The sequence below is a fragment of the Cellulomonas hominis genome, from assembly GCF_005239125.1.
In the GTDB taxonomy this organism is placed as follows: domain Bacteria; phylum Actinomycetota; class Actinomycetes; order Actinomycetales; family Cellulomonadaceae; genus Cellulomonas; species Cellulomonas hominis_A.
The window spans coordinates 1-16693 of the sequence record NZ_SZYE01000078.1; the positions used below are offsets into that span (position 1 = coordinate 1).

A 16693-nucleotide genomic window follows, 5' to 3' on the forward strand; every position below is an offset into this window, starting at 1 on the left:
GCCGGGCCCGCCCCGCGTCGCCACGGGCTGCCCGCCCACGGTCGCGCGCCCGGCGGGCGGCCCTTCACCCTCGAGCAGCCCCTCGTCGCCCCGCTGCGCCACCACCCCGCCGCCCGCCGCCGCGCCGGCGATCAGCCCCGCCGCCACCTCGCGCGCGTCCCGGGCGCCGGACGCGGCCTTGAGGTACGCGATCGCCTCGGACGCGTCGCAGCCGCGCCGGGCCATGACCACACCGACGGCGCGGTCGAGCACCGCCTGCGAGCGGCTGCTCGCGAGCAGGTCGTCCATGGTCTGCCCGAGCTCGATGATCTCGTCCCGCGCGGCCACGACGGTCGCGATCCCGTGCGCCAGCCCGAGCGCGCGCGGCGTGACGCCGGACCAGTCGGGCGTCTCGGGCGAGTACAGCGACAGGTGCACGGTGACGTGGCCGTAGGTGCCGGGCACCACGAGGACCGAGCGGAATCCCTGCACCTCGCAGGCGTGGCTCCACACCGGCCACCGCTCGTCGGCGCCGACCTCCGGCACGACGGCCGGGGCCCCCGTCTCGCGGACGAGGTAGCGCGGCCCGAGCCGGTTCCGGTCCTGGACGGCGTCGCAGCGCGCGACGGCGACGGACGCCGCGGAGAGCCAGCGGTCGCACCCTCGGACGGTGGCCGCGGAGCAGGCGGACGCGACGACGCCGAGCGTGCGGGCGGCGTGGTGGGTGAGGGTGTGGATCAACGCGTCGAGCGAGGCGTCGGCGTCGATGCGCACGACCTCGTCGGACCCCCGGGTGGACATTGGTGCGCTCCCTGACGTGATGGGCGCGCTGCGCGGCGCTGCACAGGGCGCCAGTGTCCGCCCTGCGGGGCCGGAGCGCCACCCGGAGGACGCCGCCGGGACGGGCGCTTGCCGTTACCTACCGTTCGGTAGGTAGAGTGGCGACCGGTCCGACGGAGGACCGGCCGGACCCGCGCCGCGCGCAGGCACCCGGCATCGCGCGACGAAGGGTGAACCCGGTGGACGAGCTCCTGTTCGGTGCGGCGTACTACGACGAGTACATGCCGACCGACCGGATCGAGACGGACGTCGAGATGATGCGGGCGGCCGGGATCACGGTCGTGCGCATCGCCGAGTCGACGTGGAGCACGCTCGAGCCGCAGCCCGGGGTCTTCGACTTCACGCACGTGGACCGCGCGCTGGACGCGTTCGAGGCGGCCGGGATCCACGTGATCGTCGGGACGCCGACGTACGCGGTGCCGGCGTGGCTGGTGCAGTCGCACCCGGACGTGCTGGCCACGACGCGGGCCGGCGAGGGCCGCTACGGCGCCCGGCAGATCATGGACATCACGAACCCGACCTACCTGTTCCACGCGGAGCGGGTCATCCGGGAGCTCATGCGGCACACCGCGCACCGCCGCGGCGTGATCGGGTTCCAGATCGACAACGAGACGAAGTACCACGACACGGCCGGCCCCGCGGTGCAGCGCCGGTTCGTGAAGTACCTGCGCGAGGAGTTCGACGGCGACCTGGCCGCGCTGAACGCCCGCTTCGGCCTGGACTACTGGTCGAACCGGGTGGACGCCTGGGAGGACTTCCCCGACGTGCGCGGGACCATCAACGGGTCGCTGGGCGCGGAGTTCGACAAGTTCCGCCGCCGCCTGGTCGAGGAGTTCCTCGCCTGGCAGGCGGGGATCGTGCGCGAGTACGCCCGCGAGGACCAGTGGGTCACGCAGAACTTCGACTTCGACTGGACGCCCGGCTGGTCGTACGGCCTGCAGCCGGCGGTGGACCACTTCCGTGCGGCGCCGACGGTCGACGTCGCCGGCGTGGACATCTACCACCCGACGCAGGACCGGCTGACGGGCAAGGAGATCGCGTTCGGCGGCGACATGACCCGCTCGATCAAGGGCGGCGCGAACTACCTGGTGCTGGAGACCCAGGCGCAGGGCCAGCTCGCGTGGCTGCCCTACCCGGGCCAGCTGCGCCTGCAGGCGTACAGCCACCTCGCGAGCGGGGCCGACGGCCTCATGTACTGGCACTGGCACTCGATCCACAACTCCTTCGAGACGTACTGGCGCGGGCTGCTGTCGCACGACCTGCAGAGCAACCCGACGTACGAGGAGGCGGGGGTGTTCGGCCGCGAGGTGCAGCGGGTCGGCTCGTCGCTGATCCACCTGCGCAAGCACAACCGCGCGGCGATCATGGTGAGCAACGAGGCGCTGACCGCGCTGCAGTGGTTCACGCTCGAGGTCGGGTTCATCGACGGGGTGTTCGGGTCGTCGATCGGCTACAACGACGTGCTGCGCCGGGTGTACGACGCGCTGTTCGACCTGAACGTCGAGGTCGACTTCGTGTCGGTCGACGACGAGGACCTGGCCCGGTACGACCTGGTCGTGGCGCCGGTGCTGTACGCGGCGCCGCAGGCGACCGTGGACCGGCTGGACGCGTACGTGCGGGGCGGCGGCCACCTGGTGACGACGTTCCGCACGGCGGTGGCGGACGAGTACGTGCGGGTCTGGCACGACACGGCCCCGCACGGGCTGACCGAGGTCACCGGCGTGACGTACAACCAGTACACGGTGCCCGGCGACGGGGTCGGGCTGACCCTGCACGGCGACCTCGCGGCAGCGCCGGGCGCGGCCGCGGGCGCGGCGGCGGGGGCGCAGACGTTCCTGGAGCTGCTGGTCCCGCACGGCGCGGAGGTGCTCGCGTCGTACGACCACCCGGCGTGGGGCCGGTACGCGGCGATCACCCGGAACCGGGTGGGCGACGGGCAGTCGCTCCACCTCGGCACGATGACGTCCCCGGAGCTGCTGCGCGCGGCGCTCGGGCTCGCGGTGCGGGACGCGGGGATCGCGGACTGGGCGCAGGACCTGGCCGGGACGGTGGCGGTGCGTCGCGGCACGAACGCCGCGGGGAACGCGATCACCTACCTGCTGAACTACTCGGCGGCGCCGGTGACGCTGGCCGCCCCGGTGGCGGGACGGTCGGTGCTGGCGGACGGCGTGGCGGTGGCCGCCGGCGACGCGCTGGTGATCGGCGCCTGGGACCTGGTCGTCCTGGAGTCCTGACCTCTCGGGGCCCGGCACGGATGCACGTGGCCTGCGCTCTCCGGCGCGCCCCACGCGGATCGGCGCGGGCGGGGCAGGAAGGCGTAGGCCGCGCGCACCGAGGTCGAGCCCGGGCGGGGTCGCGGCGCGGCTAGTCTGCGCTGTGGCCCCGCCCCCGGCGGGCCGGACGGACGGCTCGACGGAAGCAGGAGACGTGACGACGCAGCACCAGGACCCGCCGGCGGCGCGCCGCCGCGTGCGCCTGACCCCGGAGCAGCGCCAGGCGCAGATCCTCGAGGCGGCCACCCGCCTGATCGCCCGGCACGGGTTCACCGGGATGGCGCTCGCCGACGTGGCGCAGGAGGTCGGCCTGACCCAGGCGGGGCTGCTGCACCACGTGGGCTCCAAGGAGGGCCTGCTGGAGCTGGTCGTCTCCCAGCTGTACGACCGGCGCGGGACCCCGGACGACTACGTGGCCACGGGCGACCCCGCCGCGACGCACCCGGACGGGATCTCGCTGCCGGGGTACTTCCGGTTCCTCGTCGGGTTCAACGCGGCGCGCCCGGAGCTGCTCCGGCTGTACACCGTGCTGGGCGTGGAGGCGTCGTCGCCCGAGCACCCGGCGCACCGGTACTTCCTCGACCGCCCCGACCAGGTCTGGGGGTTCTACCGCGGGTTCACCTGGCGGCTGCCCCCGGAGGCGGGGCCGTTCGACGGGCTGCGCGACCTGGTCGAGATGACGATCGAGGCGATGGACGGGCTGCAGATCCGCTCGTTCCGGCTCCCCGCGGTCGACCTGGTGACCGAGTGGGCGAAGTTCGAGCGCGTGCTCTACCCCTCCCCGGTGTGGGACGGGTACCGCTGAGCCGACCGCGCGTCACACGCCCCCGCGCAGCGCAGCGATCGGCTCGACGCGCGCGGCCTTGAGCGCCGGGTAGACGCCCGCGAGCAGCCCGACCACGCCGCCGCCCGCCGCGGCGACCAGGACGACCCCGAGGTGCAGGATCGGCGTCCAGGACTGCGCGGCGGAGACCGCCACGACGGCGGCGACGCCGAGCGACGCGCCGACCATGCCGCCGAGCAGCCCCACGGTCGCGGACTCGAGCATGAACTGCGCCGCGATGTCCCGGCGCCGCGCGCCGAGGGCCCGGCGCAGGCCGATCTCCCCCGTCCGCTCCATGACGGACAGCAGGGTCACGTTCGCGATGCCGAGGCCGCCGATCAGCAGGGCGACGCCGCCGAGGGCCAGGAAGATCGTGCTGATGTCGGCCTGCACGTCCGCGCGGACCCCGCCGGAACCGCCGGGCACCTGCACGGTCACCGTCTCCGGGGTGTTGGGCGACAGCGCGATCGGCAGCTGCTCGCCCACGACCGGCCCCGCACCGACCGCGATCCGCAGGTGCAGCTCCTCCGGCGCGGCGAGGCCGAAGTCGGCCCGCGCCGTGCCGACGGGCAGGACGACCGCGTCGCGCAGGTCGGTCCGGCGCTGCATGCCGTCGACGATGCCGATGACGGTGTACGAGCGGTCGCCGATGAACACGGACGGCTGCCGGTCGACCCGGGAGACGCCGAGCCGGTCGGCGGCGCGGACGCCGAGGACGACGACGCGGTCGGCGCGGGCGTCGTGCCCGGCGTCGAAGTACCGGCCGGTCACGACCTCGCCGCGGACGGCGTCGAGCAGGTCGCCGGTGCCGGCGAGGACGGCGACGGAGGTGGTGGCCGGCGCGGACGGGTCGTTCACCGGGACGGCGGTGACGGCCGCCCCGTCGACGTCGACCGGCGCGACGAGCCCGGCGGCCTCGACGCCCGCGAGCCGCTCGGCCCGCTCGGCCGCGTCCCACGGCAGGGGTGCGGTGGCACGCTGGTTGCCGTCGGCGCCCCGGGTGGTGCTCGCGGTGGCCATGGCCTGCGTGGCCGCGACGGCGTCGAACCGGCGGGCGATCTGGCCGGCGGCGGTCTGCGCGAGGCCCACCGTCACGACGACGGAGGCGATGCCCAGGACGGTGCCGAGGATCGTGAGGAACAGCCGGCCGGGCCGGGCGTCGATGCCGGCGGCGGACTCCCGGACCAGGTCGCGCAGGCCGAACCGGTCGCCGCGGGGGGTGCTGCCGCGCGGGGCGGTCAGGACGGGGGCGGTCACGCGAGCTCCGTCAGGCGGCCGTCGGCGATGCGCACCCGGCGCCGGGCGCGGGCGGAGACGACGTCGTCGTGGGTGATGACCACGAGCGTGAGCCCGTCGCCGTGCAGCTCGTCGAACAGGTCGAGCACCTCCGCGGAGTTGTGCGTGTCCAGGTTGCCGGTGGGCTCGTCGGCGAGCAGGACGCCGGGCGACGCGACGACGGCGCGGGCGACGGCGACGCGCTGCCGCTCGCCGCCGGACAGCGTGGTGGGCAGGAACGTCAGCCGGTGGCCGAGGTGCACGCGGTCGAGCGCCGCGAGCGCGCGGGCGCGCCGCTCGGCCCGCGGGACGCCGCTGTACAGCGTGGCGAGCAGGACGTTGTCGAGCACGGTGCGGTGCGGCAGGAGGTGGAACTGCTGGAAGACGAAGCCGATGCGCCCGCCCCGCAGCGCCGTGCGCCGCCCCTCGGTGGCCTCGGACGTCGGCTCGCCGTCCAGCAGGTACTCCCCCGACGTCGGCCGGTCGAGCAGGCCGAGCAGGTGCAGCAGCGTGGACTTGCCGGAGCCGGACGGCCCCACGACGGACACGTAGTCCCCGCGCTCCACGCGCAGGTCGCTCGGGCGCAGCGCCACCACGGGCGGGTCGCCGGGGAACTCCCGCGCCACGCCGCGCAGCTCGACGACGGGCGGGACCCCGCCGTCACCGTCGCCCTCGCCGACGACCTCCGCGTCCTGGCCCCCGAGCAGGTCGAGGGCCGTCACGCGTCGGCGTCCTCGTCCGCGTCCGGCTCCGTCGTCGCGTCGTCCGTCGCGCCGCCGGACTGCCCGATCACCACGAGGTCGCCCTCGGTGAGCGTCGCGCCCTCGGCGGCCGTGACCTCGACGTAGCCGCCGGCGGCGAGGCCGGTCTCGACCTCGACGAGCGCGGTGCTGCCGTCGTCGGCCATGACCTCGACCCGGGACTCCCCGCCCGGCCCCGCGGTGAGCGCGGCCAGCGGCACGGCCAGGACGGCGCCGCCCGTCGAGGACACGGGGATGCTGACCCGCACGTTGCTGCCCTGGAGGGCGGCGACCTGCTCCGGGCTGAGCTCGCCGGGCAGCAGGGTGATCGTGGACCGCCCGGCGCCGGCGTCGCCGCCCGAGCCGCCGTCCCCCGAGCCCCCGCCGGACCCGCCGTCGCCGGAGCCCTCGCCGGACCCGCCGCCCGAGCCGCCGGACGCGCCGGCCGCCTCGATGGCGCTGACCGTCACCGGGAACTCCTGGCCGTCGAGCACCGCGGTGCCCGTCGCCCCGACGGCGAGCAGGGCCGCGTCGGCGCGGGCGGCGGTGGCGACGACCTGCAGGGTCGCGCCGGACACGCTCATCACCGAGCCCTCGACGGTGCCGCCGCGGCGCACGGACACGGCGTCCACCCGGCGGGGCAGGGTCTCGAGGAACACGACCTCGCTCGCGGGCAGCGCCACGACGGTGGCGTCCTTGGCGTCCGCGAGCGCCTCGCGCGCGTCGGCGAGGCCGTCGCGGGCTGCCGTCAGCGACGCGCGCTCGGCGGAGGTGTTCGGGGCCGCGTCGAGCTCGGCGCGCGCGGCCTGGGCGACGCCGACCTGGTCGCGGGCGTTGTCGACGTCGTTCTGGAGGCCGACCCGCATGGCGGGACCGCACTCGGGCTCCGCGCAGCTGTCGAGCGCGACCTGGGCCGCCGTGACCGCGCGCTCCGCGGACCGGACCGCGGCGTCGGCCGCGGCCACCTCCGAACCGCCGGACCCGTTGCCCGCGGACGCCAGCGCGCCCTCGGCGGCGCTGACCTCGGCCTGCGCGGACCGCACGGCACGCTCGGCGTCCGTCACGGCCTGGGCGGCCTCGTCGGACGGGGACGGCGCGGGGTACCCGGCCCGCCGGTACAGCTCGGCGACGCCCTGGGCGGTTGCCCCGTCGTACGCGTCGGAGGTCACGTCGCCGGCACCGATGCCCAGGGCGGCGAGCGCGGCCTTGAGCTGCAGCACGTCGGGCCCGGAGACGCCCAGGCTCAGCGTGCGGTAGGTGGGCAGGGCGCCGGGCAGCACGAGCACCGGCCGGCCGGCGACCTCGAGGGCCACGGAGCCGGCGTCGAGCGTCGCGCCGACCTCCGGCACCTGGCCGGTGACGACCGCGCGCTCGCCGAGGTCGGCGGTCTCGACCCGCAGGTCGACGGCGTCGTCGAACACGACGTCCCCGCGCACCGTGACGTCGTTGCTCAGCTCTCGGCTCTCCACCGGGACCGTGATCGGCCCGGCGTCGGGCGGCGCGGTCCGTGCGGCGGCCTCCGCGGGGTTGAGCACCAGGCGCGACAGACCGAGGCCCGCGACGAGGCTGACCACCGCGACGCCCGCGAGGACGACGAGGGTGCGGTTGCCGGAGCGCCAGGACCGCGGCGCGGCCTCCGGTGCGGGGTCGGCGGTCCCGACGGAGCCGTCGGGGCCGGACGGGACGAGGTCGTGCCCAGCGGTCACGTCAGCCCTCCCGCGCGGCGGTCGCGGCGGTGGCCCAGGCCTCGAGCTCGTCGCCGTGCTGGTCGACGAACTCCTGCTGCAGCTCGTGGTCGATCCGCGTGCGCTCCGCGACGTAGTCCACCTTCTCCTGGCAGCCGAAGTCGGCGACGGCCTGCTTGATCTCCTTCTCGGTGAAGGCCTTCACCGCGGCCTCGTCGACCTCGGGGGCCGGCGGGCCGTCCGGCTGCGCCTCCCAGTCCCAGGACTCCATCTGCGCCTGGTACTCCGGGTCCTCCCAGCCCTGGAGGCCGTTCCACTCCGTGTAGAGGGCGTCCGTCGCGGTGGACGCGTCGGTCAGCGAGTCGAAGCCCTCGTCGGCCATGCAGGAGGCCCACGCGTTGTCGAGCTCGGCGACCCGCGGGTCCGCCTGGACGGTCTCGTAGAACCGGTTGAGCTCGTCCTGCAGGCCGGCGAACTCGTCGGTCGCGCCGCCGCCCTCGTAGACCTCGTGCTGGGCCGCGCCGTAGCAGCCCGAGGTGGTCCAGTCGTACTCCTGGGCCTCGTCGCCGTCGCCCTCGACCGGCGGCCCGTACAGCGCCTCGGACCAGGCGGCGGCCTCGCTCTCCGACATGGCCTCGACGTACTCGGCGTTCGGGTCGACCCACTCCGTGGTCTCCCCGGCGTCCATGTCGCCCCACGGGTCGGTGCTGATCGCGTAGCCGTACTGCTCGGCGAACTCGCGGGTGCCCCACTCGACGTCGAGGTCGTCCTCGGAGCCCATGACCACGCTGGCGTTGTTCTCGGCCGGCGTGTAGTCGAAGCCCTCGTCCGCCATGCAGGCGGCGACCAGCTCCTCGACGCGGCGGTTCTGCCGGTCGGACTCGGCCTGGACCTCCTCCTCGGAGCGCTCGTCGTCGAGCGAGTAGCCGAAGATCCGCGCCTGGTACTCGTCGAGCGGGCCCGGCGTCCACTCCGTCGACTTCGACGAACCGCCGTCACCCCCGCCCCCGGAGCATCCGGCGAGCGCCAGGACCGCGAGCACGGCCACGGCCGCGGGACGGAGAGGTCGGGAGGTGGTCATCGTGCGGCCCTTCGGTCGGTGAGCGCACCGGCTGCCCCACCGACGCGCGTGCCCAGCATGGCGTGGACGACCCTCCCCGCGTGGGCGTTTCGGGAGATCAGCACGCGTGAGCCTGGCGCCGCGTCCACTGGCGCAGACGCTAGCGACGCCGGCGGTCCCCCTACGTCCACCCGGGGGCTGACGTGGCGGTGGGGCAGGTACTCCGCGGGGCGGACGAGCCGGGGCACAGCCGGGGCAGGGCGGGGGCACAGGAGAGGTGCGGGGCCGACGCCGGGCGGGCGGCGGGCGGGCGGGCGGTCGCCGAGCGGGCGGCGGGCGGGCGGTCGGCCGCGAGCGTGACCGCGGAGACCCCTCCACCGCGGAGACGGCGACGGCCCGGGTCCCCGCGAGGGGGAACCCGGGCCGTCGGGGCGGAGCCGCGCCTCAGTGCATCGCGACCAGGGCGTCCGCGTCGGCGGGCGGCCGCCGGACCAGCAGCGAGACGGCGAGCGCGACGAGGGCCACGACCGCGCCCCACAGGAACGCCCCGCGCACGCCCGCCGCGGTCGCGGTCAGCGCGTCCTCGCCGTCCGCGAGCCGCGCGGCGGTCGTGGTCGACAGCACCGTGATGAACAGCGCGGTCCCGGCGGCGCCGGCGAGCTGCTGCAGGGTGTTCACGATCGCGCTGCCGTGCCCGTACAGGTCACGCGGCAGCGAGCCGAGCGCCGAGGTGAACAGCGGCGTGATCATGAACGCCAGGCCGATGCTGAGCAGCGTGTGCACCGCGACGACGGCCCCGGCCGGGGTGCCCGGGTGCAGGGTGGACAGCAGCCACAGCGCCACGCTCAGCGCGAGCACGCCCGGCGTGACCAGCGGCCGCGGGCCGAACCGGTCGAACAGCCGGCCGACGAGCGGCGACAGCGCGCCCATCACCAGGCCGCCGGGGAGCAGGAGCAGACCGGTCTCCAGGGTGCCGAGCGCGAGGACGCCCTGCAGGAAGATCGGCAGCACGATCAGCGCGCCGAACATCGCCATGAAGCCGACGACGAGGACGAGCGCGGACACCGTGTAGGAGCGGCGGGTGAACACCCGCAGGTCCATGAGCGGGCCGTCGTGGGTGCCCTGCAGCCGGATCTGGCGCGCCGCGAAGGCCGCGAGGGCCAGCACGCCGACCACGATCGGGACCCACGGCGCGACGACCGTGTGCCCGCCGGCGGACTCGCCGATGCTGGACAGGCCGAAGATCAGCGCGCCGAAGCCGACGGCCGACATGACGAGGGACAGCACGTCGAGCCGGTGGTCGGAGGGCTCGGTGACGTCCCGGACCTTCCACGCGCCGAGCGCGAGGGCCACCCCGGCGATCGGCAGCATCACCAGGAAGATCCACCGCCAGGACAGCTGCGACAGCACCAGTCCGGAGATCGTCGGGCCGATGGCCGGGGCCACCGAGATGACGATCGAGATGGTGCCCATCGTGCGGCCGCGGATGCTCGGCGGGACCAGGGTGAGCGCGGTCGTCATGAGCAGCGGCAGCATCACGGCGGTGCCGCTCGCCTGGACGACGCGGCCGGCCAGCAGCGTGCCGAAGCCCGGGGCCGCGGCGGCGAGGGCCGTGCCCGCGACGAACAGCGACATCGCGGTGATGAAGATCGGCCGCAGCCGGAACCGGTTCATGATCCAGCCGGTCGCCGGGATCACGACGGCCATCGTGAGCATGAAGCCGGTGGTCAGCCACTGCCCGGTCGCGGCCGTGACACCCATCTCCTGCATGAGCACCGGCAGGGCGACGCCCATCGCGGTCTCGTTGAGGATCACGGTGAAGCCGGCCACGAGGAGCAGGCCGATGAGGGTCCGGTCCCCGGGCGCGAGCCGGACCGGCCCGGCGGGAGCCGCCGCGGCAGGGGTCGTGGCGGACGCGGCGGCCGGCCCGGCGCCGGCGCCCGGTGCGCGGTCGCGCAGGGCGGTGTCGTCGTGAGTGGTCATAGGTCTCCCTCGCGGGTGGGGTCGGCGGTGAGGTGCGCGCGAGCGGGTCCGCGGCCGAGCCGGCGGACGCCCGAGGGAGGCGCACGTCGGGACCAACGTCCCAGACGCGCCCGATGATTCCCGACGCGACCGCGGGCTGTCGCCGGGATTTCCGCGGACGACTGCGCGGCCGCGGGTGGGTCGGGTGCCCCCGGCGGGGTTCGAACCCGCACTGGGCCGGGTTTAAGCCGGCTGCCTCTGCCGGTTGGGCTACGGGGGCCGCGCCCATCCTGCCAGCACGGGTGCCGGCACGACGGAGCCCGCCCACCCCGGACGGGGTGGACGGGCTCCGGTGCTGCGGCCGCGCGGCGGGCGTCAGGCCTTGGCGGCCGGCTTCGCCTCGGCGGGCGAGCCGTCGGCCGGCGACGTGTCGTCGGGCTTGCCGGCACCCGAGGGCTTCACCTCGGCGCCGGGCACCGCGGCGTGGTCCTCGGCCTTCGCCGGGGCGGCCGGCGCGCCCTCGGGCTTCGGCTTCGGCGGCACGGACGCGGCGCGGAACTCCGCGCGCGGGTCGTGGATCGAGCCCAGGGCGACGGTCTCGCGGCGCCACAGCAGGTTCGCGGTCCAGCCGGACATGATCGCGATCTTGCGGTTCAGGGTCGGCATCGCCATCACGTGGTACGACCGGTGCAGCACCCACGCGAAGAACCCGCGGACCTTGATCTTGCCCAGGAACTGGGCGACGCCCTTGTACATGCCGAGGGACGCGACCGCACCGATGTTCTTGTGCTTGTAGTCGGTCGGCTCGGCGCTGCGCAGGACCCGGGCCAGGTTGTCGGCCAGGTGCGTCGCCTCGCGGATGGCGTGCTGGGCGTTCGGCGGGCAGAACGAGCCCGGGTTGTACAGGTCCGGCACGGCGGCGCAGTCACCGGCGGCGTACGCGTCCGGCACGACGTGGCCGTCGGCGTCGACGATCTGCAGGGTCGCGAGGGTGGTGACGCGGCCCATCTTGTCGAGCGGCAGGTCCGAGTTCTGCAGGACCGGGTTGGCCTTGACGCCCGCGGTCCACACGATGGTCTCGGAGTCGAACTCGGTCTTGTCCGAGAGCACGACGTGCCCGTCGACGCACGAGTTCAGGAACGTCGAGAGGTACACCTCGATGCCGCGCTTGCGCAGCTGCTCCAGGGTGTAGCCGCCGAGCTCCTCGGACACCTCGGGCAGGATGCGGCGCGAGCCCTCGACCAGCACGAAGCGCAGGTCGTCCGCGCTGAGCGACGGGTAGTGCTTGACCGCGTCGCGGGCCATGTCCTCGACCTCGGCGATCGCCTCGACGCCGGCGAACCCTCCGCCGACGAAGGTGAAGGTCAGCATGCGCTTGCGCAGCTCCGGGTCCCAGGTGGACGACGCGCGGTCGATCCGGCCCAGGACGTGGTTGCGGACGGCGATGGCCTCCTCGACGTTCTTGAAGCCGATCGCCTGCTCCGCCAGGCCCGGGATGGGCAGCGTGCGGGCGACCGAGCCGAGGCCCACGATCAGGTGGTCGTAGGTGATCCAGTACGGCTCGCCCTCCTCGGGCGTGACCTGGACCTTGCGGTCCGCGTGCCGGATCTCGGAGACCTTGCCCTGCAGGGAGTCGATGCCCTTGAGGGCGCGGCGGTGCGGCGCGACGACGTAGCGCGCGTCGATGGAGCCGGCGGCGGCCTCGGGCAGGAACGGCGCGTACGTCATGTACGGGCGCGGGTCGACCACGACGATCGCGGCCTCCCGGTTGCCCAGGCGACGACGGAGCCGGCGGGCGGAGTACAGCCCCACGGACCCGCCGCCGAGGATGACGATGCGCGGCACCTTGCGCGACGTGGCGGACTGCGGCGCCGGGGTCGTGACGGTGGACTCAGACATGTATCCAACGGTACGTCCCATGACTTCTCCGGGGCCAACCGAGGACACGTGATTCTGGGCACAAAGTCCCGGGTTTGGGGGTCGGGCCTGGTCACGGAGCGGCGGTGGTGGCGTTCTCCTGGGTCGTGGAGGACGCATCGCCGGGACCTCCGTCCCGGGTGCTGGACTGCGCGACGGCAGCGTCGTCCGCGGCATCCGCGGGCCCGGCGGCGGCGTCGGCCGACGGTCCGGCGGAAGGGTCGGCCGACGGTGACCCCGGACCCGCGGACGGCGCCCCCGTCGGTTCCTCCGCCGCCCGGCGCTCGACCACCGCGGGAGCCTTGGCGAACGGCCGCGGCGGCACGCGCGGGTCGGTGGTCAGCACGTCCGCAGGGTCCTGCGCGGACTCCTCCACGCCGAGGCGGTCCCAGTCGAAGTCCGCGTTCGGTGCCCCGAGCAGCGGGTAGACGTTCCACCGGGTGCGGCCGTCCTCGTCCACGGCGGGGAGGAAGTTCCACTCCTCGGTCAGACCCGGCAGCGACCAGGTGGACCACCCGTCGTCCGTCGTGGTCCGCACCGGACGGCCCCGGTCGTCGTACACCTGGACGTCCCTCAGCGGGTTGCCCTCGGCGTCGTACACGAAGAGGTTGCTCACCTGCATGCCGTCCACCCAGACGCCGTCGTCGCGGGGGATCCCGTCGGTGGGCTGCTCGACGTAGGCGACGTCGTACCGGGTCTGCCAGCGCACGGCGCCGCTCTCGGCCCAGATCACGGCCGGCACCAGCAGCACCACCGCGAGGACGCCCGTCGCCGTGGGAAGCCACCGACCCGACCGGGGCAGCCACAGCCCCCGTCCCCACTGCACGCTCACCACGACCAGCGCGGTGAGCAGCAGCCAGGTGGGGAGGTCCGCCGGGGCCCAGCCGCCCTTCCCGCCGGAGGAGCCGTACCGGCCGCCCGCCAGCTGCAGCAGCAGCTGGTAGACCACCCAGGCACGCAGCACCCACCACAGCGGCCGGACAGCGAGCCCGAAGTCGCGGACCCCGGGCCACCACGGCTGCCGCCGCAGGCCGGCGCTCGCCCGGAGCGCCGTGCCACGGACGTCGTCGCGCATCCCCCGGAGCCCGGCGCGCAGCCCTCGGCGACCGTGCGTCGCCGGCTCCGGCTCGGGCAGCCCCGCAGCGACCCGCAGCTCCCGGGCGTAGTCCGCGGGCGGCCCGAACAGCGCGATCAGGTCGCCACGGACCCCCGTCGGCGCCGCCTCGTCCGCCAGGGCGTCCGCGAGGTCGGCTTCGAGGCCGTCGGTCAGGTCGTCCACCTGCTCCGGGGGCATCCCCGCAAGGTGCTCGCGCACCCGGGCGGCGTACTCCGCCACGGTCGCGGGCGCGGTGGCGCGCCCCGTCTCGGCCTGGGTCCCGCTCACGCCGCCGCCTCCTCGTCGAGCAGGCGGGTCATCGTCCCCGCGAACTCGCGCCAGTCCTTGCGCTGGGCGGCCAGCATCGCCCGGCCCTGCGCGTTGATCCCGTAGTACTTGCGGTGGGGGCCCTCGTCGCTGGGCACCACGTAGGACGTCAGCGCGCCCTGCGAGTACAGCCGGCGGAGCGTGCCGTAGACGGACGCGTCACCCACCTCGGCGAGGCCCGCGGCGCGCAGCCGGCGGACGACGTCGTAGCCGTACCCGTCCTCCTCGGCGACGACGGCGAGCACCGCGACGTCGAGCACTCCCTTGAGCAGCTGGGTCGTGTCCACCCGGGCCTCCCTGTCGCCACCGCCGGCGTCCGGCGGTCGCTGCGGTGCGGGGCGGGCGCCGCGGTCGGCCCCCTGTCGGCCGCGGCACCCGCTGTCTGGCGCGGGAGCCGACCCTCCTCGGCTTCCGCAGGACACACGGTAGTACAGATTGCGCAGTACCGGGCGAAGTTGACTACCGGGTCCGCGCCGGCGTGTCGCCCGCCCGACCCGACCCGTCCACCACCCGCCCCGGGGCCGCCGCCCGCGCCGTCCCCTCGCCCGCTCACCGCTCGCCGCTCGGGGTGTCAGTCGTCGAGAACGGCGGTTTCGCGCGAGATCGGTGGTTGCACGCACCGATCTCGGCGCGAAGCACCGATCTCGGCGCGAAGCACCGATCTCGGCGGAGCAGCCCCGCCGCGGCCGCGCGCCGCGCCGCGCCGCGCCCCGGGTCAGGGGGCCGCGGTGCGGGTGCGCTCGGCGACGCTCCAGGCGATGCCGTCGAGGATGTCGTGCTCCGAGGTGACGACCTCGGTCAGCGTGCCGCCGGCCGCCTCGACCTCGGCGCGCACGCGCCCGACGACGGCCCGCCACACCAGGGCGCCCGCCCCGATGACGTCGATCCGCCCGGGGTGCATGAAGCCGAGGGCCGCGCGGGCGTCGTGGTCGCGGGCGAGCAGGTCGTCGCAGGCGGCGACCACGTCGGCGACCGCGAGGACGGCGCCGTCGATGGCGTCCCGGTCGTACGCCGGCAGGGCGAGCGCGTGGGCCGTGATCGTGGTGACGGAGCCGGCGAGCCCCACAAGCGTCGTGGTCCGGCCGAGCGGGACGTGCTGCGCGGCCACGTCCAGGGCGGCCCGCACGTCGGCCTCGGCGGCGGCGACCTGCTCGGCGGTGGGCGGGTCGCTCAGCAGGTGGCGCTCGGTGATCCGGACGCAGCCGACGTCCATGGAGTAGGCGGCCTCGGGCTCCCGCTCCCCCAGCACGACCTCGGTGGAGCCGCCGCCCAGGTCGACGACCAGGAACGGGCCGTCGTGCGTGGCGCCGAGCACCCCGGTCGCCCCGCGGAACGACAGCGCGGCCTCCTCGACGCCGCCGATCACCTCGGGCTCGACGCCCAGGGCCTCGCGGACGCCCGCGACGAACTCGTCCCGGTTCTCGGCGTCGCGGGACGCGCTGGTGGCGACGAACCGGACGGCCTCGACGCCGAGGTCGCGGCAGACCTGCGCGTACCGGCGGGTGGCGTCGAGGGTGCGCACCATCGCCTCGGGGGCGATCCGGCCGGTGCGGTCGACGCCCTGGCCGAGCCGGACGACCTCCATGCGGCGGTCGAGGTCCGTGAGGGTCCCCGCCTCCGCGTCGACGTCGGCCACCAGGAGCCGGATGGAGTTGGTCCCGCAGTCGATGGCAGCCACACGCGTCACGCGGAGATCATCCCATCCCGGACGTGGGCCGCGCGCCCGGCGTCAGCAGGTGCAGCGGTCCGGGCGCCACACGTCGCGCAGCCGCAGCAGGACGTCGTCGCCGACGGGGTTCACGCCCGGCCCGGCGGCGAGCGCGTGCCCGACGACGACGTGCAGGCACTTCACCCGGGTCGGCATGCCGCCGGCGGAGATGCCCGCGATCTCCGGCACGTCGCCCAGCTCCGCGCGGTCGGCGAGGTACGCCTCGTGCGCGCGCCGGTACGCGGCGGCGAGCTCCGGCTCGTCCTGCACGCGGGCGGTGAGCTCCTTCATAAGGCCGGTGGCCTCGAGGGTGCTGACGGCGCCGACGGCGGGCGGGCAGGTGAGGTAGTAGGTCGTCGGGAACGGGGTGCCGTCGTCGAGCCGGGGCGCGGTGCGGACGACGAGCGGCCGCCCGCAGGCGCACCGGGCGGCGACGCCGACGACGCCGCGCGCGGGCCGGCCGAGCTGCTCGCGCAGGACGACGAGGTCGGCCTCGGTGACCTCGGGGGCGTCGTGCCGGGCGCGCGGCACGTCCGCCGGGTCGGGCAGCGCGGGCGCCGGGGTGCGGGGCAGGTCGGTCACGTGCGGTCCTCGGGCGGTCGGCGTCAGGGGGTCGGCGCCGTCGGCCCGTCCGAACCCTGGGTCCCGGTGCCGTCCGGCGCGGTCCCATTCTCCCCCGGCGCGCCGGTGCCCGCGGACCCCTCGGTCCCGGTGCCCTCCGGGCCGGACGTCCCCGTGCCCGCTGCGCCCGCGACCTGCACGGAGTCCCACAGCTGGGCGTACCACGGGCGGGTCGGGTCGTCGGACTCCACGGTGCCGGGCGAGGTGACCTCGGGGTCGGTCGCGGTGTCGTCCGGCACGACCTCCGGGTCGGCGACGCGCAGCGCCCGCTCCCCCGGCATGACGAAGGCGAGCCGCTCGCGCGCCTGCGCCTCGACGTAGGCGGGGTCGGACCACCGGTCGAGCTCGGCCTGCAGGTCCTCGTTGTCCTGCTCGGCGGCGGCGACC

Annotated in this window: 14 protein-coding genes and 1 tRNA gene; 2 read left to right on the forward strand and 13 right to left on the reverse strand. The window is 75.5% G+C overall.

Annotated elements, in window-relative coordinates; translation table 11 throughout:
* A partial coding sequence (locus FA014_RS10790; RefSeq protein ID WP_154729690.1) for an ANTAR domain-containing protein occupies positions 1-780 on the reverse strand: 780 nt, incomplete at its 3' end.
* Positions 781-998: 218 nt separating this feature from the next.
* Here FA014_RS10790 and FA014_RS10795 point away from each other — a divergent pair.
* Both FA014_RS10795 and FA014_RS10800 read left to right on the forward strand, forming a co-directional pair.
* On the forward strand, positions 999-3053 hold the full coding sequence (locus tag FA014_RS10795; RefSeq protein WP_230323059.1) for a beta-galactosidase: 2055 nt from the start codon (positions 999-1001) through the stop codon (positions 3051-3053).
* Between the two features lie 193 nt (positions 3054-3246).
* Complete coding sequence (locus tag FA014_RS10800; protein ID WP_154729691.1) at positions 3247-3897, forward strand: TetR/AcrR family transcriptional regulator; 651 nt, start codon at positions 3247-3249, stop codon at positions 3895-3897.
* Positions 3898-3909: 12 nt separating this feature from the next.
* On the opposite strand, the gene FA014_RS10805 is transcribed toward FA014_RS10800, so the two are convergent.
* The 12 genes from FA014_RS10805 to FA014_RS10860 all read right to left on the reverse strand — a co-directional run.
* On the reverse strand, positions 3910-5172 hold the full coding sequence (locus tag FA014_RS10805; RefSeq protein ID WP_230323060.1) for an ABC transporter permease: 1263 nt from the start codon (positions 5170-5172) through the stop codon (positions 3910-3912).
* Positions 5169-5912: an ABC transporter ATP-binding protein gene (locus FA014_RS10810; RefSeq protein ID WP_154729692.1), complete on the reverse strand. Its 744-nt coding sequence runs from the start codon at positions 5910-5912 to the stop codon at positions 5169-5171. The genes FA014_RS10805 and FA014_RS10810 overlap by 4 nt, the downstream gene beginning before the upstream one ends.
* Complete coding sequence (locus tag FA014_RS10815; RefSeq protein WP_230323061.1) at positions 5909-7636, reverse strand: hypothetical protein; 1728 nt, start codon at positions 7634-7636, stop codon at positions 5909-5911. Before FA014_RS10815 ends, FA014_RS10810 begins: the two co-directional genes overlap by 4 nt.
* 1 nt (position 7637) lies before the next feature.
* The gene (locus FA014_RS10820) at positions 7638-8696 is read right to left on the reverse strand and encodes a hypothetical protein (protein WP_154729693.1); all 1059 of its coding nucleotides are present in this window, start codon (positions 8694-8696) and stop codon (positions 7638-7640) included.
* Positions 8697-9119: 423 nt separating this feature from the next.
* Positions 9120-10658 (reverse strand): MDR family MFS transporter, encoded by a 1539-nt coding sequence (locus FA014_RS10825; protein ID WP_154729694.1) that lies wholly within the window; start codon positions 10656-10658, stop codon positions 9120-9122.
* Positions 10659-10843: 185 nt separating this feature from the next.
* Positions 10844-10917 (reverse strand) — tRNA-Leu (locus tag FA014_RS10830).
* A 95-nt stretch (positions 10918-11012) separates the two neighbouring features.
* Positions 11013-12536, reverse strand: a complete 1524-nt coding sequence (locus tag FA014_RS10835) for an NAD(P)/FAD-dependent oxidoreductase (protein ID WP_154729695.1) — start codon at positions 12534-12536, stop codon at positions 11013-11015.
* Positions 12537-12627: 91 nt separating this feature from the next.
* Complete coding sequence (locus FA014_RS10840; RefSeq protein ID WP_154729696.1) at positions 12628-13938, reverse strand: HAAS signaling domain-containing protein; 1311 nt, start codon at positions 13936-13938, stop codon at positions 12628-12630.
* Positions 13935-14264 (reverse strand): PadR family transcriptional regulator, encoded by a 330-nt coding sequence (locus FA014_RS10845; RefSeq protein ID WP_154729697.1) that lies wholly within the window; start codon positions 14262-14264, stop codon positions 13935-13937. The genes FA014_RS10840 and FA014_RS10845 overlap by 4 nt, the downstream gene beginning before the upstream one ends.
* 428 nt (positions 14265-14692) lie before the next feature.
* On the reverse strand, positions 14693-15664 hold the full coding sequence (locus FA014_RS10850) for a Ppx/GppA phosphatase family protein (RefSeq protein ID WP_154729698.1): 972 nt from the start codon (positions 15662-15664) through the stop codon (positions 14693-14695).
* Between the two features lie 42 nt (positions 15665-15706).
* A complete protein-coding gene (locus tag FA014_RS10855) occupies positions 15707-16234 on the reverse strand; it encodes a DUF501 domain-containing protein (RefSeq protein WP_255733750.1) in 528 nt (175 codons plus the stop codon).
* A 56-nt stretch (positions 16235-16290) separates the two neighbouring features.
* Positions 16291-16693, reverse strand: a 403-nt coding sequence (locus tag FA014_RS10860) for an FtsB family cell division protein (protein WP_195969252.1), incomplete at its 5' end; no start/stop codon positions are given.